17 protein-coding genes are annotated in these 21,602 nt (G+C 65.3%); 4 read left to right on the forward strand and 13 right to left on the reverse strand.

What is annotated here, in order from left to right; all coding sequences use genetic code 11:
• Positions 1-65: 65 nt before the first annotated feature.
• The 5 genes from QNO10_RS07370 to uvrC all read right to left on the reverse strand — a co-directional run bounded on the left by QNO10_RS07370 (position 66) and on the right by uvrC (position 5,818).
• A complete protein-coding gene (locus tag QNO10_RS07370; protein WP_229948256.1) occupies positions 66-692 on the reverse strand; it encodes a superoxide dismutase in 627 nt (208 codons plus the stop codon).
• 125 nt (positions 693-817) lie between these two features.
• On the reverse strand, positions 818-1,798 hold the full coding sequence (whiA, locus tag QNO10_RS07375) for a DNA-binding protein WhiA (RefSeq protein WP_229948254.1): 981 nt from the start codon (positions 1,796-1,798) through the stop codon (positions 818-820).
• A 10-nt stretch (positions 1,799-1,808) separates the two neighbouring features.
• A complete protein-coding gene (locus tag QNO10_RS07380) occupies positions 1,809-2,831 on the reverse strand; it encodes a gluconeogenesis factor YvcK family protein (RefSeq protein ID WP_229948250.1) in 1,023 nt (340 codons plus the stop codon).
• Entirely contained in the window at positions 2,831-3,730 is a 900-nt protein-coding gene (rapZ, locus tag QNO10_RS07385) for an RNase adapter RapZ (RefSeq protein WP_229948248.1), read from the reverse strand. The genes QNO10_RS07380 and rapZ overlap by 1 nt, the downstream gene beginning before the upstream one ends.
• An 81-nt stretch (positions 3,731-3,811) precedes the next feature.
• Positions 3,812-5,818, reverse strand: a complete 2,007-nt coding sequence (gene uvrC, locus QNO10_RS07390; RefSeq protein WP_229948245.1) for an excinuclease ABC subunit UvrC — start codon at positions 5,816-5,818, stop codon at positions 3,812-3,814.
• Positions 5,819-5,938: 120 nt separating this feature from the next.
• On the opposite strand from uvrC, the gene QNO10_RS07395 reads away from it, so the two are divergent.
• Together QNO10_RS07395 and QNO10_RS07400 are read left to right on the forward strand one after the other, a co-directional pair.
• Positions 5,939-7,666, forward strand: coding sequence for an SNIPE associated domain-containing protein (locus QNO10_RS07395; protein WP_229948242.1), 1,728 nt, complete (start codon positions 5,939-5,941; stop codon positions 7,664-7,666).
• 281 nt (positions 7,667-7,947) lie between these two features.
• Positions 7,948-9,009 (forward strand): DUF2510 domain-containing protein, encoded by a 1,062-nt coding sequence (locus QNO10_RS07400; RefSeq protein ID WP_231707487.1) that lies wholly within the window; start codon positions 7,948-7,950, stop codon positions 9,007-9,009.
• A gap of 44 nt (positions 9,010-9,053) precedes the next feature.
• On the opposite strand, the gene QNO10_RS07405 is transcribed toward QNO10_RS07400, so the two are convergent.
• The 7 genes from QNO10_RS07405 to QNO10_RS07435 form a co-directional block, all read right to left on the reverse strand.
• A complete protein-coding gene (locus QNO10_RS07405) occupies positions 9,054-9,722 on the reverse strand; it encodes a lysophospholipid acyltransferase family protein (RefSeq protein WP_229948236.1) in 669 nt (222 codons plus the stop codon).
• Entirely contained in the window at positions 9,709-10,407 is a 699-nt protein-coding gene (locus QNO10_RS07410) for an HAD hydrolase-like protein (protein ID WP_229948234.1), read from the reverse strand. The genes QNO10_RS07405 and QNO10_RS07410 overlap by 14 nt, the downstream gene beginning before the upstream one ends.
• Before the next feature lie 155 nt (positions 10,408-10,562).
• Positions 10,563-13,466, reverse strand: a complete 2,904-nt coding sequence (gene uvrA, locus QNO10_RS07415) for an excinuclease ABC subunit UvrA (RefSeq protein ID WP_229948232.1) — start codon at positions 13,464-13,466, stop codon at positions 10,563-10,565.
• Positions 13,467-13,567: 101 nt separating this feature from the next.
• A complete protein-coding gene (locus QNO10_RS07420) occupies positions 13,568-14,215 on the reverse strand; it encodes a hypothetical protein (protein ID WP_229948231.1) in 648 nt (215 codons plus the stop codon).
• Between the two features lie 208 nt (positions 14,216-14,423).
• Positions 14,424-14,840: a GntR family transcriptional regulator gene (locus QNO10_RS07425; protein ID WP_229948230.1), complete on the reverse strand. Its 417-nt coding sequence runs from the start codon at positions 14,838-14,840 to the stop codon at positions 14,424-14,426.
• 9 nt (positions 14,841-14,849) lie between these two features.
• The gene (locus tag QNO10_RS07430) at positions 14,850-16,844 is read right to left on the reverse strand and encodes an ABC transporter ATP-binding protein (RefSeq protein ID WP_229948228.1); all 1,995 of its coding nucleotides are present in this window, start codon (positions 16,842-16,844) and stop codon (positions 14,850-14,852) included.
• Positions 16,841-18,574, reverse strand: coding sequence for an ABC transporter ATP-binding protein (locus QNO10_RS07435; RefSeq protein ID WP_229948226.1), 1,734 nt, complete (start codon positions 18,572-18,574; stop codon positions 16,841-16,843). Before QNO10_RS07435 ends, QNO10_RS07430 begins: the two co-directional genes overlap by 4 nt.
• A gap of 72 nt (positions 18,575-18,646) precedes the next feature.
• Between QNO10_RS07435 and QNO10_RS07440 the strand changes: the two genes are divergently transcribed.
• On the forward strand, positions 18,647-19,285 hold the full coding sequence (locus QNO10_RS07440; protein WP_229948224.1) for an MBL fold metallo-hydrolase: 639 nt from the start codon (positions 18,647-18,649) through the stop codon (positions 19,283-19,285).
• Positions 19,286-19,372: 87 nt separating this feature from the next.
• Positions 19,373-20,788 carry an APC family permease gene (locus tag QNO10_RS07445; RefSeq protein WP_229948222.1) on the forward strand — a complete coding sequence of 472 codons (1,416 nt, stop codon included), beginning with the start codon at positions 19,373-19,375 and terminating at the stop codon, positions 20,786-20,788.
• On the opposite strand, the gene QNO10_RS07450 is transcribed toward QNO10_RS07445, so the two are convergent.
• On the reverse strand, positions 20,763-21,542 hold the full coding sequence (locus QNO10_RS07450; protein ID WP_229948220.1) for a trans-aconitate 2-methyltransferase: 780 nt from the start codon (positions 21,540-21,542) through the stop codon (positions 20,763-20,765). The two genes, QNO10_RS07445 and QNO10_RS07450, sit on opposite strands and share 26 nt — an antisense overlap.
• Between the last annotated feature and the right edge of the window lie 60 nt (positions 21,543-21,602).

Here is a 21,602-nt window from a genome sequence, read left to right on the forward strand (position 1 = left end):
TATCTTACGCGTCACGGTCTCCGTAGGGACCGGGTGCCCGCACAATTCGGCGGGCTGCCGTGTGACTAAGCGGGGACGATGAGGCCCTTGGCGCCGGTGCGGGCAGCATCGAAACGGGCGGCGACGTCGGCCCAGTTCACGATGTTCCACCACGCCTTGACGTAGTCGCCCTTCACGTTGGCGTAGTCCAGGTAGTAGGAGTGCTCCCACATGTCGAGCATCAGCAGCGGGATGGTGCCCACGGGAACGTTGCCCTGCTGATCGTAGAGCTGCTCGATGACGAGGTTCTTGCCCAGCGGCTCGTAGGCCAGGATGGACCAGCCGGAGCCCTGGATGGAGTTCGCAACAGCGGTGAACTGGCCACGGAAACCGTCGAAGGAACCGAAGAACTCATCGATTGCCGCCGCCAGTTCGCCTTCGGGCTTGTCGCCGCCGTCCGGGGACATGTTGTTCCAGAAGATGCTGTGGTTGGTGTGGCCGCCCAGGTGGAAGGCCAGGTCCTTGGAGAGCTTGCCGATGGTGCCGAACTCACCCTTTTCGCGTGCCTCGGCCATCTGGGCCAGGGCGGTGTTGGCGCCGGCCACGTACGTAGCGTGGTGCTTGTCGTGGTGCAGCTCCATGATGCGTGCGGAAATGTGCGGCTCAAGGGCCGCGTAATCGTACGGCAGTTCCGGCAGTGTGTATTCGTTCACGAAAATCCTCCGTTGGTGTCGGATCAATGTTCCGGACGGAATTTCCATCCGGAAACTCATCGTGCCGCCAAAAGGCAGCAGGCTTAGTCCATCCTATGCAATTACGCTATTGATCCAACATTGCGCTATTCATCCAGCATCTCTGGAGTCACGCTGGACTCGGTACCAGGAATGCCGAGCTCCGCAGCCCGCTTGTCCGCCATGGCGAGCAGCCGGCGGATCCGGCCGGCGATTGCATCCTTGGTCATGGGCGGGTCGGCCAGGTGGCCCAACTCGTCCAAGCTGGCCTGCTTATGGGCAACCCGCAGCTCACCGGCGTAGCGGAGGTGCTCCGGAACGTCCTCGCCGAGGATCTCCAGGGCGCGGTCCACGCGGGCACCGGCGGCAACGGCCGCCTGTGCGGAGCGCCGAAGGTTCGCGTCGTCGAAATTGGCCAGCCGGTTGGCGGTGGCGCGGACTTCCTTGCGCATCCGGCGCTCTTCCCAGACCATCAGCGCATCATGGGCGCCCATCCGGGTGAGCAGGGCTGCGATGGTGTCGCCGTCGCGGATAACCACGCGGTCCACGCCGCGGACCTCACGGGCCTTGGCCGCGATGCCGATCCGGCGGGCGGAGCCCACCAGTGCCAGGGCTGCCTCCGGCCCGGGGCAGGTGACTTCCAGGGAGGAGGAACGCCCGGGCTCCGTGAGGGAGCCATGGGCGAGGAAGGCACCACGCCAGACCGCCTCGGCGTCGGCCGCCGAACCGTTAACCACCACGGAGGGCAGGCCGCGCACGGGACGGCCGCGGGCATCCAGCAGGCCCGTCTGCCGGGCAAGGGACTCGCCGTCCTTGACCACTCGCACCACGTACCGGTTGCCGCGGCGCAATCCACCGCCGGACACCACAATGATGTCGCTGGCGTGGCCGTAGACCTCGGCAATGGCCGCACGGAGCCGGCGCGCCGTCGACGCGAGGTCCACCTCGGCTTCGATGACTATGCGTCCGGAAATGATGTGCAGGCCGCCGGCAAAACGCAGCATCGCCGACACCTCGGCCTTGCGGACTGAGGATTTCTTCACGTCCAGACGTGAAAGTTCCTCTTTTACTGCTGCGGTTAACGCCACAAAAACACTCCTAATTCTCCCCAAATATGTCGTGGAAGGCGGTTGCGAGGCGGAGCGGATCATGGATCGGACGCCCCGACGCTGCCCCCACCTTACCGAAGACCGGGCGGCCGCCCATTTCGGCGACCGCGTCCCCGAAGGCTGCCTTGTCCGCCACCACTGACGGATCCACCAGTACTGCGTCCACCTTGAACTCCGGTGCGTAGCGGCGGATCACCGCCAGGTGGTCCACCGCACTCATCCCCGAAGTTTCCGTTGTTTCGTTGCTGAGGTTCATGGTCAGGCAGCGCTTGGCGGACGTGGCGCACAGGGCGTCCCGCAGCTGCGGGAGCATCAGGTGCGGCAGCACGGACGTGTACCAGGACCCGGGCCCCAGGACCACCCAGTCTGCCCGGTTGATGGCTTCCAGGGCAGCCGGGCAGGCCGGCGCGTCAACGGGGAGCAGCCGGACGTCGGAGACGTTGCTGCGGGCCCCTGCAGCGGCGAGGCTGGCCTGGCCGCTCACGGTTTCCAGCACGCTGCCGGCAGCCGTGCGGCGCAGGACGTCGCCTTCGATGGTCAGTGGAAGCGTGGACATCGGCAGCACCTGGCCCCGGGCGCCCAGCAGGGCACCCGCCCATTGGAGTCCGGCCACCGGATCACCCAGCAGCTCCCAGAGCGTCACGATCAGCAGGTTGCCCAGGGCATGGTCGTCCAGGGACCCTTCGACGCCGGGCTGGGAGCGGAACCGGTGCTGCATAACGTCGCGCCAGGTGCGCCCCCAGTCGGTGTCGTCGCAGAGCGCGGCCAGGGCCATCCGGAGGTCTCCGGGCGGAAGGACGCCCAGTTCCCGCCGCAGGCGGCCGGAGGAGCCGCCGTCGTCGGCAACGGTCACGACGGCGGTGAGATCGGAGGTGAGCAGGCGGAGGGCAGAGAGGGACGCGGACAGGCCGTGTCCGCCGCCCAGCGCGACGATCGCTCCTGCCTTACCCCCGCTCTCCCGTCCGCCCTTGCCCTCGGGAATCAGGGGCAGCGGTCCGGTGAGGAAGGACATTACTCGCGCCCCAGATCCCTGTGGTGCGAGCTGACCGTCACGTGGGGAAGCTGGTCGAGGCGCTTGGCGAGCTCCTCAGTGACCGCCACGGAACGGTGCTTGCCGCCGGTGCAGCCGACGGCAATCGTGGCGTAGTGCTTGTTTTCCCGGCGGTAGCCGTCAATGACGGGCTCCAGCGCCTCCACGTAGCGGTCCAGGAACTCTGCGGTGCCCTTCGCCTGGAGGACGTAGTCGCGGACATCCTCGTCCAGGCCGGTGTGCGGGCGCAGCTGCGGGACCCAGTGCGGATTGGGGATGAACCGGACATCGGCAACGTAGTTCGCGTCCACGGGCAGCCCGTACTTGAACCCGAAACTCATAACGTTCAGGCGCAGTACGATGGGGCCGGATTCGGTGAACAGCTCCGTGACGGTGGTGGCCAGGGCGTGGACATTCAGTTTGGAGGTGTCCACCACGACGTCGGAGGACTCCCGGAGTTCCTTCAGGACCTCACGCTCGGCGGCGATACCGTCCAGGATGCTGCCGTCCCCCTGCAGCGGATGCGGGCGGCGGCCCTGCTCGAAGCGGCGGACCAGCGTGGAATCATCGGCGTCCAGGAACAGCAGCCGGTAGGTGACGCCTGCGGTGCGCAGGTTCCGCAGGGCTTCGCGGATGTCCTGGAACAGTTCCTTGCTCCGGACATCGATCACCACGGCAAGCTTGGGAATGGACTGCGGCATGCGGGAGACCAGCTCCGTCAGGGTGCCCAGCATCAGCGGTGGAAGGTTCTCGACGACGTACCAGCCGTGGTCCTCCAGCGCATTGGCCGCGGTGCTGCGGCCCGCACCGGACATCCCGGTCACTACGAGTAGTTCGGACTCTTCCGGTTTGACTACGGCCAAGCCATCCTCGTGCGTCATTGCTGTGATCCCATCCTGATTGCCCTTGCTGCCTGGAAATTCGCGGCGGTTTCCCGCCGACACGCCGGTTTCCAAGCGTAACTAAGTTTCCAGGATTTCGCCGGTGGTCATATTGACCGCCGGAACCCCTGCCATATCCTTATCGGCCAGCCTGCTGCGCAGGTTAGCGGCCATGGCCGGTCCGATGCCCGGAACCTCCTGGAGTTCCGCCTCGGTGGCGGCACGCAGTTTCTTCACCGAACCGAAGTGTTTGAGCAGGGCCTGCCGCTTGGACGGGCCCAGTCCGGGCACATCGTCCAGCAGTGACGCGGTCATGGATTTGCCCCGTTTCTGCCGGTGGAATGTGATGGCAAAGCGGTGGGCCTCGTCCCGGACCCGCTGGAGCAGGAACAGTGCCTCGGAGGCACGCGGGAGAATCACCGGGAAATCGCTGTCCGGGACCCAGACCTCCTCCAGCCGCTTGGCGAGTCCGACGACCTGCACGTCGGTGATGCCCAGGTCTGCAAGGGCCTTCGACGCCGCCGCGACCTGCGGCTGGCCACCGTCGACCACGACGAGGTTCGGCGGGTAGGCGAACTTGGCCTTGGGCGCCGGCGTCAGGGTATCCGTCAAGGGCTGGATATCGCCGTCCCCGCCGCGCTCGTCCGGCAGGTCCACCGGAGCGTCGGGATCGGCGGCCGGGTCGGCGTTTTCGGCGAGGTAGTTGCGGAAGCGCCGTGAAATGACGTTGTACATCGAGGACGTGTCGTCGCGGGCGGCGTCGCCCGTGATGGAGAACTTGCGGTAATCCGACTTCTTCGGCAGCCCGTCCTCGGCCACGACCATGGAGGCGACCACGTTGGTGCCCTGCACATGGGAAATGTCATAGCACTCAATGCGCAGCGGCGGTGAGGGCAGGTCCAGTGCTTCCTGGAGTTCCTGCAGCGCCGCGGACCGGGTGGTGATGTCACCGGCGCGGCGGCTCTTGTGCAGCCGCAGGGCGTCCGCGGCGTTGCGGGCCACGGTCTCCATCAGGGCTTTTTTGTCCCCGCGCATCGGTACGCGGATGTCCACCCGGCTGCCGCGCAGTCCACTCAGCCATTCGGCCAATTCCTCGGCGTCCGGCGGCAGCACCGGCACCAGGACCTGGCGGGGAATCCGGTCGGCCGAGTTGACCTCGCCGTAGACCTGCTGGATCAGGTGTTCCACGAGGTCCGAGGTGTCGTTGTCTTCGACCTTTTCCACGACCCAGCCGCGCTGGCCGCGGATCCGGCCGCCCCGCACGTGGAACACCTGCGCGGAAGCTTCCAGTTCGTCTTCCTCCAGGGCGAAAATGTCCGCGTCCGTGTCTTCGCTGAGCACCACGTTGTTGCGTTCAAACACCTTCCGCAGGGCGGAGATGTCGTCCCGGAGCCGGGCAGCGGTTTCGTAGTCCAGCTCGGCGACGGCGGCCTGCATCTCCTTCTCCAGCCCGGAGATGAAGCGCTTGCCCTCCCCTGCCATGAAGTCGCACAGTTCGGCGGCCAGCTCGCGGTGTCCCTCAGGGCTGATGCGTCCCACGCAGGGCGCGGAGCACTTGTCGATGTAGCCCAGGAGGCAGGGCCGGCCGGTGCGTTCAGCACGTTTGAACACGCCGCTGCTGCAGGTGCGGACGGGGAAAACGCGGAGCAGGGTGTCCAGGGTTTCGCGGATGGCCTTGGCCGGATAGAACGGTCCGAAGTAGCGGGTGTCCTTGCGCCGGTCCCCACGCATAACCTGCGCACGGGGGTACTTCTCCCCCATGGTCACGGCGAGATACGGGTAGGACTTGTCGTCCCGGAACATGATGTTGAACCGGGGGTTGAATTCCTTGATCCAGGTGTACTCCAGCTGCAGGGCTTCGAGTTCGGTCCCGACCACGGTCCATTCGACACCGGCGGCGGTGTGCACCATGGCCCGGGTTTTGGGCAGCAGCCCGCGCGGGTTGGCGAAATAGGAGTTCAGGCGGGAGCGGAGGTTCTTTGCCTTGCCCACATAGATGACCCGGCCGTGTTCGTCCCGGAAGCGGTACACGCCGGGAGCCGTGGGGATCTCCCCTGTTTTCGGCCGGTAGGTTGCTGGATCTGCCACTTCTCCATCCTACGTTCGCCTTTACCCCGCCCCGGACGGAGGCGCGGGTTTTCGCGTGCCGCTGAAACGGGGTACGCTGCCCCAGCATTTTTTGTCGGAAGTCCGTTATATGGTCCTTCTATGCCCCATGTTTCGCTGCCCAAAGGGGCAAATGCCCTCATCGCGTCGCCTGTTCACCGCGGACTCCGGATGGAGCTTCATTGGACGGCGCAGTCCGGCACCCAGGAGGTAGACCTGTTCATCCTCCTTCTGGATGCCGACGGGCGGGTAGCTACCAACGCGGACATTGTCTTTTATAACCAGCCAGATTATTTGGGCGGTGTTGCCCGATATCTTGGGAGAAGCGATACCGCAACCGGGCATGCGCACAAAGCGGAGATTTTTCTTGACCGCCTTCCCGAGGAAATCCATACCATTGCGGTGGCGGGTGCCTTGGATTCTGAAGAGTCTCGATTGGGTGGCCTGTCTTCCCTGGAGCTCACACTGTCTGCAGACTCTGGAAACCTGTTCAGCATCCCATGTGAGGGTTTATCCACCGAGCGCGTTGCCGTTGCGGGTGAAATCTACCGGCGTAACGGAGAGTGGAAGGTCCGCTCGGTATCGCAAGGGTGGGCTGGAGGTCTCCCGGATCTGCTCAGGCACCACGGGGCGGTCCTTAATGACGGCTCAGCGGATGAGAAAACGTCCGTTGCTGGTTCGGGGGTGGGGAATCCGCGGGCTTCCGTTCCTGAGGCGGATGCCGCGGGGCTCGCGCACCTTCAGGACCTGAACCACCAAATTCGTGAGCGGGAAGCCGTCTTGGCGGAGCTTGAGTCGCGGATAGTTGAAACACGTGAGATCAACCTGCTGCAGGACCTGGGTATCTACGACTTCGCCCATCCGCTTGAGGACGCTGTCCAGTACAAGGACCGCTTGTCCCAGCTGAGGGTTTCCATCAAAGAAGTTGTGAAAGAACGGGCGGTCACCGGGGCTACAAATTGGGCGGTCAACGGGGACATCAAAAAGGGTGCACAGATGGTAAGGGAACAGTGCAAGCTGATGTTGAGGGCCTACAACGCCGAAGCAGACAACTGCGTACGTACCGTCCGTGCTCACTCGCTTGAAGCTAATACGTCACGGCTTGAACGTGCCAAAACGTCCATTGAAAAACTCGGGAAAAGCATGGCGATTGCGATCACCGACGACTATCACCGGCTGCGACTGGATGAGTTGAAGCTGACTGCTGATTACCACGCGAAGGTAGCCGCTGAACGTGAAACGCAGCGTGCCCTAAGGGAGGAAGCGCGGGAGCAGGAAAAGGTGGAGAAGGAGCTGCAGAAGGCTCGCGACAAGATGGAGCAGGAGCGTGACAAGTACCTTGCAGCCCTGGCCATCGCGGTCGACAGCGGTGAACCCGACGCCGTCGCCGCCATGCAACAATTCGTCGAGGAAGCGGAGGCCAAGCTTCGTGACATTGAAAACCGTCAAGCCAACGTGCGCACGGGTTATGTCTACGTCATCTCCAATCTTGGCGCCTTTGGGGACCGCATAGTGAAAATCGGAATGACCCGGAGGCTCGAGCCCACGGAACGCATTCGAGAACTCAGTGGCGCCGGCGTACCGTTCCTCTACGATATCCATGTCCTTTTTTTCAGTGAGGACGCGGCGGCTCTGGAGGCCCAGCTCCATCGGGAATTCGAGTCCCGGCGGGTTAATAAAGTCAACCTCAGACGTGAGTTCTTCTATGCTTCCCCTGCCGAAGTCAAAGAAGCGGTCAAACGGCTGGTGGGCGTAACCACTTTGGAATTCAAGGAAGAATCGGAAGCCAGTGAGTTCAGGCTCAGCCTGTCGCTAATGGAAGGTGTGTAGTGGGATTTAAGAAGAGCACGTCGATCAGACTGATGCCGGGGGTCACCGTGCGGGTTTCCAACGCGGGTGTCAGTGCCTATGCAGGGCGGACAAAGGTGGCTGGAACATCTGCGTCGCCAAAAAGGCCTGCCGCCCGGACCGCCCCTCGCCGCAACCCTGCGCCGGCTCCCGCGACCCGGCCTGCGCCTGCGCCTAAACCCGGCTTGCTGGCTCCGAAGGAAGAGAAGGCACTTTATGCCTACGCAATCTCCCAGCAGGCGCCCGGCCTTGATCCCCAAGTGATGCAGCATCCCGTGTACGGACATGCCGCCGCAGCAGTACTGGGACTCCAGCAGTTTCGAGCCGGTAATGACGAGGCCTGCGCGGCGCAGCTGCGGAGCGCGATCCACGGCCCGGCACCGATTGAATCCAACCCGTTCGTCCTCAAATACCTGTCCGGATTCATTTACGACTTGGAGATCGCCGGCGGGGTGGTTGTGAGCCTGCCGTTGACGAACGCCGCGTTGACGTTGGTCCTGGCTGAAGCTCTGCAGGCGTTGCAGAGGGATACTGAAGCAATCCAGTATGTCGAACAGTTGGATCCGACCTACCCTGCATTGCTCAGCCTCACCGAGCTCTATTCTGACCGGCAGGACTGGGATGAGATTCTGCGTCTGACGGACCGCGTGCCCGTAGATTCCGAAGTCACCGCCCTGCTGGCCATCTTGAGATCCCAGGCTCACCTCGAACTCGGTCAGCTGGTCGCAGCAAAGGAGTGTTTGAAAGCACTGACGGCGAGTAAGAAGTACTCCGAAAATATTCGGTTCAAAGCCTTGGTGCACCGTTCCAATATCAGTCTGGCAGAGAAGGCCTATGGGCGGGCTGTCGCAGATCTGGAGAAGATCCTGGCTGAGAATTCCCAGGTGCCGGGAATCCGTGAAGCGATCGCTGAAATCAATCAGGAAAAACTTGATGCCGAAAGGCAAAAGGTTAATGCTGCAGCGGAAAAAGCTGCCGAGGCACAGCGCCTTCGCGACCAAAAAGCTGCCGAGGCACAGCGCCTTCGCGACCAAAAAGCCGCTGAGGCAGAACGCCGGCGTGAAGAAAAAGCCGCTGACGCGCAGCGCCTTCGAGCCGAAAAATCAGCCGCGAAGCTTGCTCAAAATAACGCGCCGCTGATTCAGACCGGAGTGATCAGCCTGAGCGACGACGGTGCGGATGCACCCCCGGAAGACCGGGCCTCGAATACAGCGAGCAAACCAACAACGAAATCACCCGGCTTTTACCCTGATCCAGAAGGAGTGGCGCCCTTCCGCTACTGGGACGGTGACTCCTGGACCTCCCGGGTGCGCATGACGCAGTAGCCCGGGCAGGCCTAGGATCCTCACAGCGCAACGCAGCCTTGCGCCTACCCCTCGGGGCGGCTGCGGTTGTAGCTGTCGGCCCGCTCCTGGCCGCTCAGTTCCGCAATGGCATCCATAACTCGGTCGGTGGCCTGCCTGCGGGCGGGTAGGGCGTGCTCCGGGCCGGTCTTCTGGAAATACAGCGGCTGCCCGACTTTAAGGGTGAAATGTCCGGGCTTTACCGTTTTCCGTCCGGCCGGCTGCAGCTTCTCCGTGCCGATCAGCCCGACCGGCACCACCGGCGCCCCGGAAGTGAGGGCAAGCCAGCCGACGCCGGTCCGGCCGCGGTACAGCAGCCCGTCGCGTGAGCGGGTGCCTTCCGGGTAGATGCCGACCCCGCCGCCGTCCTCCAGGATGTCCAGCAGGGTCTTGAGGGCGGCGACGCTGGCCGCCTGCTGGTCGCGCTGCACCGGAATGGATCCCACGCCCTCGAAGAAACTCTTCATGGCCAGCCCCTTCAGGCCGGTGCCGGTGAAGTATTCCGCCTTGGCGAAGAACCCCACGCGCCGCGGCAGCAGCGCCTGGACCAGGACACTGTCCAGGAAGGACAGGTGGTTGCAGGCCACGATGAACGGGCCGCGGACCGGGACGTGTTCGAGTCCGGTCACGGTGGGACGGCACAGTCCGGCGACAAGGCCGCGGGTGCTTGCACGGGTCAGGTTATACAGAACCATTCAGGGCCGCTCCGTTCCGTGCGTAGCCCAGCACTGCGTCCACGAGTTCCTCCGCGGTGTCGACGACGGCGGCTGCCCCCGCCGCCTGCAGCTCACCCTCGGCGGCGAAGCCCCAGGAGACGCCAATGCATCCGAGACCGTTGGCCGCCGCACCCTCGACATCGTGCCGCCGGTCCCCGATCATCACGGCACGGTCGTAGGAATCCGCATGCCGGTCGAGGGCCGCCCGGATGATGCTCCGCTTCCCGTCCAGGGCGGCTGCCGCCTGCTCATCGGCCGGTGAGCCGTGCACGGAGCCGAAAAGGTTGCCCATGCCCTGAACTTCCAGCAGCTCCACGGCGAGGTGCTCTGGTTTCTGGGTCGCGACAGCGACGGTCATGTCCCTGCGCAGCAGTTCCACTGCCCGCTGGATGCCGGGATAGGGCCGGCTCTGTGCCATCCCGGACTCCCGGTAGCCCTGCCGGTAGTGCCGGATGACGGCTTCAAGACGGTCGCCGGGCACGCGTGCGATGTCCCGCAGGGAGGTCACCAGCGAAGGGCCCACCATGCGCTGCAGATCCGCCTCCGGGGGCACCGGCAGGCCGCAGGCGGCCAGCGCGGAACTGATACCGCCGGTGATGGCACCCGCCGGATCAACCAGCGTTCCATCGAGATCGAAAAGCACCAAGGTCCGGGGAGAAGTCACGGGCCTTAGTTTGGCATACCGGAGCAGGCTTAGGGAAAAAGATATACGCGCCCAAGAATATGTTCTGATGCCGGGGCGGCAAATATGCCCGGATCCGGAATACACGAAGGCCGGCGCCCGACCCCGGAGGGGCAGACACCGGCCTTCACCTGTTTCTACGGGTTCAGGATCTCCGCGAGGAACGTTGCGGTGTGGCTCCCCTCGACCTTGGCGACCTTCTCCGGGGTGCCCGAAGCGACCACCTTGCCGCCGCCGGTACCACCGTCGGGGCCGAGGTCGATGATCCAGTCGGCGCTCTTGATCACGTCGAGGTTGTGCTCGATGGTGATCACTGTGTTGCCCTTGTCCACCAGGCCCTGCAGGACTTCCAGCAGCTTGCGGACATCCTCGAAGTGCAGGCCCGTGGTGGGCTCGTCCAGGACGTAGATACTGCGGCCGTTGGACCGCTTCTGCAGCTCGCTGGCGAGCTTCACGCGCTGTGCTTCGCCGCCGGAGAGCGTGGTGGCCGGCTGGCCCAGCCGGACGTAGCCCAGGCCCACGTCCACCAGGGTGTTCAGGTGCCGGGAAATGGGACCGAAGGCGGCGAAGAACTCCGCGGCTTCCTCGATCGGCATGTCCAGCACTTCGGCAATGTTCTTGCCCTTGTAGTGCACTTCCATGGTTTCCCGGTTGAACCGGGCGCCGTGGCAGACCTCGCAGGGCACATACACGTCGGGGAGGAAGTTCATCTCGATCTTCAGCGTGCCGTCGCCGTGGCAGGCTTCGCAGCGGCCGCCCTTGACGTTGAAGGAGAAACGGCCCGGCAGGTAGCCCCGCACCTTCGCCTCGTTGGTCTCGGCGAAGAGCTTGCGGATGTGGTCCCAGACGCCGGTGTAGGTGGCGGGGTTGGACCGTGGGGTACGTCCGATGGGGCTCTGGTCCACGTGGATGACCTTGTCCAGCTGCTCCAGGCCCTCCACGCGGGTGTGCCGGCCGGCCACGTGCTTGGCGCCGTTGAGCTTGTTCGCCATCGTCTTGTAGAGGATGTCGTTGATCAGCGTGGACTTGCCCGACCCGCTGACGCCGGTGACGGCGGTGAAGACGCCCAGCGGGACGTCCACGTTCAGGTTCTGCAGGTTGTTTTCCCGGGCGCCCACGATCTTCAGCTGGCGTGACTTGTCCACCTTGCGCCGCTTCGCCGGGATCTCGATCTTCTTCCGGCCGGAGAGGTACGCACCGGTGATGGAGCGTTCGTTGGTGAGCAGCTCGGCCAACGGGCCGGAGTGCACCACCTCGCCGCCGCGCTCACCGGCGCCGGGGCCGACGTCGACAATCCAGTCCGCTTCCTGGATGGTGTCCTCATCGTGTTCGACGACGATCAGGGTATTGCCCAGGCTGCGCAGCCGGATCAGGGTGTCGATCAGGCGCCGGTTGTCCTTCTGGTGCAGGCCGATCGACGGCTCATCCAGGACGTAGAGCACGCCCACGAGTCCCGAACCGATCTGCGTGGCCAGGCGGATGCGCTGGGCCTCTCCGCCGGACAGTGTGGCGGCCGGGCGGTTCAGGCTCAGGTATTCCAGGCCGACGTCGAGCAGGAAGGTCAGGCGGGCCTGGATCTCCTTGAGCACCTGGTTGGCGATCTGCGCTTCGCGTCCGGTGAGGACCAGGGTGTTGAGGAAGTCCGCGGCTTCGCGCAGCGGCAGGGCGCTGATCTCGGCGATGTTGCGGCCGTTGATCAGCACGGACAGGGACGCGGGGTTCAGCCGCGCTCCCCCACATTCGGGGCAGGCAATTTCCCGCATGTACTCTTCGTACCGGTCGCGGGCGTGGTCCGATTCGGTTTCCCCGTGCTTGCGGTGGATGTACTGGATGACGCCTTCGAAGCCGGTGCTGTATTTGCGTTCGCGGCCGAAGCGGTTGCGGTACTGGACCACCACCTTATGGTCCTTGCCGTTGAGCACGGCCTCCCGGACCTTGGGGGTCAGCTTCTTCCACGGCGTATCCATGGAGAAGCCCATGTCCTTGGACAGGCCCTCGAGCAGCCGGTTCCAGTATTCGGTGGTGGCGGTGCCCAGCGACCAGGGGGCGATGGCGCCTTCGGCCAGGGACTTGGAGGGGTCCGGAACGATCAGGTCCTCATCCACCTCCAGCCGGGAGCCGATGCCGGTGCAGACCGGGCAGGCACCGAACGGGTTGTTGAAGGAGAAGGACCGCGGCTCGATTTCGTCGATGGCCAGCGGGTGCTCGTTCGGGCAGGCCAGATTCTCGGAGAAGGTGCGGGTACGCTCGCTGCTGTCTTCGGGCAGGTCCACGAAGTCGACGACCACGCGGCCGTCGGCCAGGCCGAGGCCGGTTTCCACGGAGTCCGTGAGGCGCTGCCGGATGCCGTCCTTGGCCACCAGGCGGTCCACAACCACTTCAATGTTGTGCTTGTACTGCTTGCCCAGCTTCGGCGGATCGGAGAGCTGGATCTGCTTACCGTCCACCCGGGCACGGGAGTAGCCCTTGGCGGCGAGCTCCTTGAACAGGTCGACGAACTCGCCCTTCCGGCCGCGGACCACCGGGGCAAGGATCTGGAAGCGGGTGCCCTCTTCCAGTTCGAGGAGCTGGTCCACGATCTGCTGAGGTGTCTGCCTGCTGACAGGCTCGCCGCAGACCGGGCAGAAGGGACGGCCCACACGGGCCCAGAGCAGGCGCATGTAGTCGTGGATCTCGGTGATGGTGCCCACCGTGGACCGGGGGTTCTTGCTGGTGGACTTCTGGTCGATCGAGACCGCGGGCGAGAGGCCCTCGATGAAGTCGACGTCGGGCTTATCCACCTGGCCCAGGAACATGCGGGCGTAGGCGGACAGCGACTCGACGTACCGCCGCTGGCCTTCGGCGAAGATCGTGTCGAATGCGAGGGAGGATTTACCCGAGCCGGACAGGCCGGTGAACACGATCATGGCGTCCCGCGGCAGGTCCAGGTCGACGTTGCGGAGGTTGTGCTCGCGCGCGCCTTTCACTACCAGGCGGGATAGGTCATTGGCTTTATGCGGCACGAACGTGGTGTCCGCCGTCGGAAGAGTCGATTTAGGCACGTTTTCCACTGTAGTTCAAACGCCCATTCGAAAAAGTATTCGACCCCCCGGGTTTCGCCGCGGGCGAAGCGCCAGCCGGTCCGGCGCGTTGCGCATTCGTACTAGCGGTTTACGCAGTAGCGCACGTAGTAGTAGATGGCCCCTCCATTGCGCCAAGCCGTGGCATCGATGAGCTTCTCCAAACGGCCCACCTTGTCCTCCGCCGCCGTCAGGATGCGGCGTGGAAGACGGCCGACATCCGCAAAGTGGTTCGCCCATGCAAGCGAGGAACCGGCAAATTCGACGGCTGCCGTCAACTGTTCCCGCACGCCTTCCTCGGTGGCCGCGCCATAGGGTGATGCTGCGAGCAATTCCTGTGCCTTCGCACGGTCAGCTGCATCACTGTTCATGACCTCGGCAAAAACCGAACACACGGTATCCCTCAGAACAGTCTCTGTGGCGTCGTCCATGTGTTTTACCAAATACTCGGGGGGCGTTATCTCCCGCCGCCAGGAGGCCCGCATAATCTGCAGTGTCTCCTCGCGGAACGTGGAGGTCCACCCCTCCGGTACCGCGATTTGTCTGGCAAGTGCATTCAAAACGGCGGAACGCTGCGTTGCGGCCTCAACCACTGCACGCTCTTCGGCGCTAAGTCCGGACTGCTCGATCTCCCGAAGGAGATCGTCAAGCCGCTGACTGGCAGTTCTCAATTCTGCGGGACCAGCGGCAGCATGTATCGCCTGTAAGGCATCGTCCGAGGTGTTTCTCACGGCACCTAAATTCGAGATCCCGCCGCAGCTGGCTCCTCCGCTGCTAAACAAGACCAGGACAGCCAGAACCGCAGTCTGTACGCGGGTGGACCGTTTCGGAGTCGAATCCATGGCGCATCACCTCTCGACGATGGCCGTTGGCTTACACCTCGGATCCCCGATTGTCTACAGAATCAGCGACACTTTCGCCGCCGCCAGGGTCACGAAGCTAGTGCAGCGCCGCCCGCAGGAAGGACACGGCCTCGTCCTCGGAGACGCCGTTGGCCCGGACTGATCTGGCATACACTGCGGCAGCTGCGGCCACCCGGCTGCGGCCGCTGTCGCCGCCCGCCGCGACAACCGTGCCGGCGCGGGACCGGGTGGTGACCACCTGCGCCTGCTCCAGTTCACGGTAGGCCTTGGCCACTGTGTTCACTGCCAGGCCGAGGTGTCCGGCCAGCGTACGGACCGGAGGCAGCCGCGTGCCGACGGCGAGGCTGCCGTCATTCACGCCGTCCAGGATCTGCAGGCGCAGCTGTTCGTAAGGCGGAACCGAGCTGGAGGCGTCTATCCGGACCTCAGCCAGTACGCCCGCGTCGTTGCCTGCGGAGGTTGCTTCGGTTCCTGGGTGTGTGTCAGGCGTCATGCTGCAATGCTAATGCCCGGCCGGGTCGGCAGGTGCAGCCGGGTCCGCCTCCGCGGCTCCCGAATCCGCTTCCCGTTCCCTGTCAGGTTCAGCATCAGGGCCCGCGAACTGGGAGCGGTACAGCCCGGCGTAGAAGCCTTCGGCCGCCAACAGCGCTTCGTGCATTCCCTGCTCAACGATCTGCCCGTCCCGGACCACCAGGATCAGGTCGGCGTCGCGGATGGTGGAGAGCCGGTGGGCGATGACGAAACTCGTGCGGTCCTGCCGGAGCGCATTCATGGCGAGGCGGATGGCGATTTCCGTCCGGGTATCCACGGAGCTGGTGGCCTCGTCCAGGACCAGGATGGAAGGGTCCGAAAGCCAGGCCCGGGCAATGGTCAGCAGCTGCCGCTGGCCCTGGCTCAGCGCGCCGCCGTCGTAGCCGAGCACGGTGTCGTAGCCCTCGGGCAGGGACCGGACAAAGTGGTCCACATGGGTGGCCTGTGCAGCCTGGACGATTTGCTCCTCCGTGGCGTCCGGCGCGCCGTAGGCCAGGTTCTCCCGGACCGTCCCCTCGAACAGCCAGGCGTCCTGGAGCACCATGCCGATATGGCTGCGCAGTTCCTCGCGGTTGAGCCGGGCAATGTCGACGCCGTCGATGGTGATGCGGCCGGCGTCGACCTCGTAGAAACGCATCAGGAGGTTGACGAGGGTGGTCTTGCCTGCGCCCGTGGGCCCAACAATGGCCACCGTCTGCCCCGGCTCGGCCGTGAAGGACAGATGACGGATCAGCGGGGCGTCGGGGCTGTAATCGAAGGAGACGTCCTCGAAGGCGACCCGTCCCCGCACGGCCGGAAGATGTTCGGGACGGTCCGGGTCCGGTGCTTGTTCCTTGGCGTCCAGGAGGGCGAAGACGCGTTCGGCGGAGGCGACGCCGGACTGGAGCATGTTGATCAGCCCGCCCAGCTGGCCCAGCGGCTGGCTGAACTGGCGGCTGTACTGGACAAAGGCCTGCACACCGCCGATGGACAGCTGCCCACTGGCCACCTGCAGGCCGCCCACCACGGCCACCGCGACGTAGTTCAGGTTCGAAATGAACATCATCGCCGGCATGATGATGCCGGAGACAAACTGGGCACGGAAGGCGGAGCGGTACAACCGGTTGTTGGCGGGAGCGAAGCCTTCAATCACCCGCTCCTGCTGGCCGAAGGCCTTCACCACGTCCTGTCCGGTGAACATTTCCTCGATGTAGCCGTTCACCTCGCCGGTGGACTTCCACTGGGTCTTGAACTCCGCCTGCGAGCGCCGGGCAATGAGTACCGTCACGAGGGCGGAGACGGGCACGGTGACCACGGCGATCAATGCCAGTAACGGTGAAATGGACACCATCATGGCCAGCACGCCGATGATGGTCAGGACCGAGGTGAGGATCTGGGTCAGGCTCTGCGAGAGGGTCTGGGCCAGGTTGTCGATGTCGTTGGTGACGCGGCTCAGGACGTCCCCGCGTGACTGCTGCTGGAAGTGGGACATGGGCAGGCGGAACAGTTTGCCGTCCACGTCGCGGCGCAGCCGGTACATGGCGTTCTGCACAATGCGTGCGGTCACGCGTGCCTGGAACCAGCCGAAGGCGAAGGCCGCCAGGTAGATCGCCAGTACGCCCAGCAGGATTGCGCCGAGCCGGGCGAAGTCCAGTCCCTGGCCGGGGATGACGTCCATGGCGGCAAGCATGTCCGCCAGTTCCCGCTCCCCCGAGTTCCGCAGGGCCTGTACCTGGGCGTCCTTCGACATTCCGGCCGGCAGCGTCTGCCCGATGAACCCGTCGAAGATGACGTTGGTGGCTTCCCCGAGGATGCGGGGCGCACTGACGGCGAGCGCCACGGAAACGACGGCGGCCACCAGCACTGCCGCCACCCGTAACCGGTCCGGTGCCATCAGCCGCAGGATCCGGCGGACACTGCCGGCGAAGTTTTCCGGTTTCGCCGCCGCAGCCGCACCGGGTCTGCCCCGTAGCCCCGGGGTACTCATGCGACTTCCTCCGCGGTCAGCTGTGAGGCGACGATCTCCCGGTAGGTATCCGAGGCGGACATCAGCTCGTTATGGGTTCCCTGCCCAACGATGCGCCCCTCTTCCAGCACGATGATCCGGGCGGCGTCGGTAATGGTGTTCACCCGCTGCGCCACGACTATCACCGTGGCGCCCCGGGTCTGCGGTCGAAGTGCTGCGCGCAGCCGGGCGTCGGTGGCGAAGTCCAGGGCGGAGAAGCTGTCGTCGAAGAGGTAGATGGAGGGGCGGACCACGAGGGCCCGGGCAATGGCCAGGCGCTGGCGCTGTCCCCCGGAGAAGTTACTCCCGCCCTGTTCCACCTGGTGTGCCAGTCCCCCCTCCGCAGCCCGGACGAAGTCTGCCGCCTGCGCGGTTTCCAGGGCCGCCCAGAGTTCGGCGTCCGTCGCCTCCGGACGGCCGAAGCGCAGGTTCGAGGCAATAGTGCCGCTGAAGAGGTACGCCCGCTGCGGCACCAGTCCGATGCCGCGGCGCAGCGAGGAGAGGGTGACACCGGCAATGTCCTGTCCATCCACGGCGATGCTGCCGGACGTGGCGTCGAGCAGCCGCGGGACCAGGTTGAGCAGTGTGGTCTTCCCTGCCCCGGTGGAACCGATAATGGCCGTGGTTTCCCCCGGCAGCGCCTCGAAGCTGACGTTGAAGAGCACCGGGTCCTCGGCGCCCGGGTAGCTGTAGCCGACGTCGGAGAAGGTGAGCCGGCCGCCGTCGTACGCGAGCGCCCGGGCATCAGGCGCGTCGGAGACACTGGTGCGGGTATCCAGCACCTCGAAGATCCGTTCGGCGCAGACCGCAGCCCGGGGCAGCATCATGATCATGAACATGGACATCATGACGGCCATCAGGATCTGCATGATGTAGGCGATGAACGCGGTCAGTGCGCCGATCTGCATCTGGCCGGCATCGATCCGGGAGGCGCCGAACCACATCACTGCGACCGTGGCGAGGTTGGCCACCAGCATGGCGGCGGGAAACAGCAGCGCCAGCAGCTGGCTGACCCGCAGCTGCGTGGAGGTGAGGTCCTTATTCGCGCCGTCGAACCGGGCCTCCTCGGACCGCTCCCGGATGAAGGCCCGGATCACGCTGATCCCCATGATCTGTTCCCGCAGTACCGAGTTGACCCGGTCGATCTGCCGCTGCGCCCGCCGGAACAGGGGAATCAGCCGCCGCAGCACCAGCCCGATGACCAGGAACAGGACCGGCAGGATGAGCAGCAGGATCCCGGAGAGTGGAATGTCCTGGTTCAACGCCAGCAGTACCCCGCCCACTCCCATGATCGGTGCCGAAACCATCATGGTGAACGTCATCAGCAGGGTCATCTGCACCTGCTGCACGTCATTGGTGGTCCGGGTGATCAGCGAGGGAGGCCCGAACAACCCGACTTCCCGGGAGGAGAAGGTTTCGACGTTGGTGAACAGTGCCGCACGGATGTTGCGTCCAACGCTCATGGCCACCCGCGACGCGAGATAGGTGGCCGTCACGGCACACAGGACCTGGGCTGCCGTGACGGCGAGCATCCACCCGCCCACCTCCATAATCACGCCGGTGTCCCCCGTCACGACGCCGCGGTCAATGATGTCGGCGTTCAGGGTGGGCAGGTAGAGCGTGGCGACGGTCTGCAGCAGCTGCAGGAGGACGACGGCGGCCACGGGGACTTTATAGGTTGCCAGGTTTTCCCGGACCAGCCTCAGGAGCATCCTTGCAAGGTACGCCCGTCCGCGGGCGCAGACAATAGACCCGCCCTGGAGCCGCCTCGCTAGACTGGCCCGATGGAGGATCTGGAGAACATCACTATCCGCAGCGTGTCCGTCAGCGAAATGGACAACAACGTGTACCTGCTCACCGGGAAGGCATCCGGCGCGCAGGTACTGATCGACGCCGCCGCAGACTTCCCCGCCATCGAACGGCTGCTGGCCGAAGGAGCGCAGGATGCAGCGGTTCCGGCGAAGCTGGAGCTGGTCATCACCACGCACAGCCACTGGGACCATGTGCGGGCGCTCGCCGAAACGGTGGCCGCCACCGGGGCACGGACCGCCGCCGGCACTGCGGATATCCCCGACATTGAGGTTCCCACCCTCGTGGCGCTGGATCACGGCGATAAGGGCACATTCCCCGATTTCGAGCTGGAGGCTATCGCCCTGCGCGGGCATACACCGGGCTCCATTGCCATCCTCTACCGGGATCCGCACAGTCCGGCCCACCTGTTTACGGGCGATTCACTCTTCCCCGGCGGCCTGGGCAACACGCAGAAGGACCCGGAACGCTTTGCGCAGCTCTACCGCGACGTATTCGAACGTGTGTTCGATTATCTGCCGGATGACACCGTGGTGCACCCCGGCCACGGCGCCGGCACCACCCTCGGTGCCGAGCGGCCGCACCTGCGGGAATGGAAAGAGCGCGGCTGGTAGCACCGGCCCGCCGGTTTCATTGACCGGTGCCGGGTACGGCCCTACGCTCCAAAGGGGGCCTGCCGGACCGGATGAGAGCGGGTAGCCGTGGCCAGACCATCACCGTCACCAAAGCCGCAGTACCCGGAGCCAACGCAGATCGGGCTCGTGGCCTGCGTGGCCTTCGGAGTCGGCACCACGGTGGGAGGAGGCGTCTTCACCCTCTCCGGAACCGCCGTCAACCTGGCCGGTCCGGGTGCCGTGGCCAGCTACATCCTTGCCGGCGCCGTCATGTGCCTGTGCGCTCTGTCCTTCATTGTGGTCTCCACCCGCGCCGGGGAGGGTGAATCCGGGTATGCGCCGGTCGGGACCATCCTCGGCCCGTTCTGGCGGTTCATCGTGATGTGGGCGTTTTATCTCAACGGCGCCACCATCATTGCCTACCTGACCGTTTCCTTTGGCGACTATCTCTCCGAGTACTTCCTGCCCGCGGCCGGGACACTGCTGCTGGCGCTCGCCGCCACCGTCCTGGTGACCGCGCTGAACCTGGGGCCGACGGCGGTGGTGGCCAGGGCGGAAACCTGGATTGTCGGCATCAAGCTGGCCCTGCTGGTGCTGTTTTCCGTCTGGGGCCTGCTCCAGCTTCGGCTCCCCCAGCTGGAGCGTCCGCTGCCCGAGGGGGCAGGCGGCGTGTTTTCCGCCGCCGCCCTTCTGTTCACGGCCTATACCGGCTTCAACGTCATTACGAATATGGCCGGATCGGTCAAAGACCCCCGCAGGACGGTGCCGCGCGCCATCATGCTGACCATCCTGGTCTCCGGGCTTGTGTATCTGGGTACGGTGCTGGCCATGACCGCCAGCGGCATCACCAGGTTCACTTCCACCGGTGTCTCGCAGGCAGCCGAGATTGTGATGGGTGCCTGGGGTGGGCTGCTGGTGGCCTTCGCGGCGTGCCTGTCGACGCTCTCCGGCGCCAATGCAAACGTCCTGGGCGCGTCGGAGATCATGCTCCGCATGGTTGCCCGCGGCGATGTGCCGCCGGTGCTTGGGCGCCATACGCGCCGCGGGCATCCGTACGTGAGCGTCCTGCTGCTCGGGATCATCACGGTGCTGCTGGTGGTCCTGAACGACACCACCTTCGTGGTTTCCGTCGCCAATGTTGCGGCGATCATCGCCATGGTGGTGGTCAGCGTTGCGGCGGCAGTACTAGGACACCGGAAATGGCCCGGAGAAGGTGCCCGGCTCCCACTGGGTCCGGCAGTCCCGGTCCTGGCTGCCGTGGCTGCCGCCGCCCAGCTGCCGTCCCTCGACCCGGCAGCCCTGGCCACGGGCTTCCTGCTGACCGGACTGGGTGCCGCCCTCTACTTCGCGAGGCACGTCCAGCGCGGCGGGGCCGGCACCCAGCTGCACGCCAACAGGCAGATCGACAGCCTTGGCACACCGCTGATGTCCGCGGTCCGCCGCAGGCCAAACCCCCGGCGGACCGGAGGCCCGGACCTCAGCCGGCCTTCCGGCCCACCATAAACAGGCGCCGGAACGGGAACACGGTTCCCCAGGCGTGCTGCGGGTAGGCCGCGCGCAGCAGTTCCGCGTAGTCGGCTTCGAAGGCGGCGAAGTCCCCGGCGGACAGGGCATCGATGACCGGACGCAGTGCCGTTCCCCGGACCCATTCCAGGACCGCGTTGTCGCCGGCCAGGACCTGGGAGTAGCTGGTTTCCCAGACATCCGCCTCGAACCCGGCTGCTGTCATCAAAGCCAGATAGTCCGCCGGCTCGTCCACGGCGTCGGCATGGCGCAGCACCCCGTCCAGCTTCGGTGCCCACGCGGCCCTCGCCGCCAGCTCCCGCATCAGCACATGGGAGGGTGCGGAGAAGTTGCCCGGGACCTGCACGGCCAGCCAGGCGCCGTCGTCGAGCTGTGCAGCCCATCTCCGCAGGAGATCCTGGTGACCCGGCACCCACTGCAGTGCGGCGTTGGACACCACCACGTCCGTGCCGGGCGCCGGTTCCCAGTCCTCGATCCTGCCCTGCACGAAGCCCAGGTTCGCCGGGGCACCCTCCATGGCGAGCGCGCCGTCGATCATCTCCTGGGAGGAGTCAAGGCCGAGAACCTCTGCCTGCGGCCAGCGGGCGGCGAGCGCCGCGGTCAGGACACCCGTGCCGCAGCCGAGGTCCACCACCCGCGCCGGAGATTCCGCCGCCACCCGGGCGGTGAGGTCGAAGAACGGGCGGTCGCGGTGGGAGGAGAACTGCGTGTACTTATCCGGGTCCCATTTCATGCCCCGAGCCTACCGGGGAGGTGGAAGCACCCTGCGGAAAACGGCAACGGCGCGGGCCGA

The sequence above is a fragment of the Arthrobacter sp. zg-Y919 genome (assembly GCF_030142045.1).
Lineage (GTDB): Bacteria > Actinomycetota > Actinomycetes > Actinomycetales > Micrococcaceae > Arthrobacter_B.

Coding starts and splice junctions, on each gene's coding strand:
- QNO10_RS07430 (WP_229948228.1), bottom strand. CDS start 16,844: ATGAGTACCCCGGGGCTACGGGGCAGACCCGGTGCGGCTGCGGCGGCG.
- QNO10_RS07440 (WP_229948224.1), top strand. CDS start 18,647: ATGGAGGATCTGGAGAACATCACTATCCGCAGCGTGTCCGTCAGCGAA.
- rapZ (WP_229948248.1), bottom strand. CDS start 3,730: ATGACGCACGAGGATGGCTTGGCCGTAGTCAAACCGGAAGAGTCCGAA.
- QNO10_RS07435 (WP_229948226.1), bottom strand. CDS start 18,574: ATGCTCCTGAGGCTGGTCCGGGAAAACCTGGCAACCTATAAAGTCCCC.
- QNO10_RS07395 (WP_229948242.1), top strand. CDS start 5,939: ATGCCCCATGTTTCGCTGCCCAAAGGGGCAAATGCCCTCATCGCGTCG.
- QNO10_RS07405 (WP_229948236.1), bottom strand. CDS start 9,722: ATGGTTCTGTATAACCTGACCCGTGCAAGCACCCGCGGCCTTGTCGCC.
- QNO10_RS07450 (WP_229948220.1), bottom strand. CDS start 21,542: ATGAAATGGGACCCGGATAAGTACACGCAGTTCTCCTCCCACCGCGAC.
- QNO10_RS07425 (WP_229948230.1), bottom strand. CDS start 14,840: ATGACGCCTGACACACACCCAGGAACCGAAGCAACCTCCGCAGGCAAC.
- QNO10_RS07400 (WP_231707487.1), top strand. CDS start 7,948: ATGCAGCATCCCGTGTACGGACATGCCGCCGCAGCAGTACTGGGACTC.
- QNO10_RS07380 (WP_229948250.1), bottom strand. CDS start 2,831: ATGTCCTTCCTCACCGGACCGCTGCCCCTGATTCCCGAGGGCAAGGGC.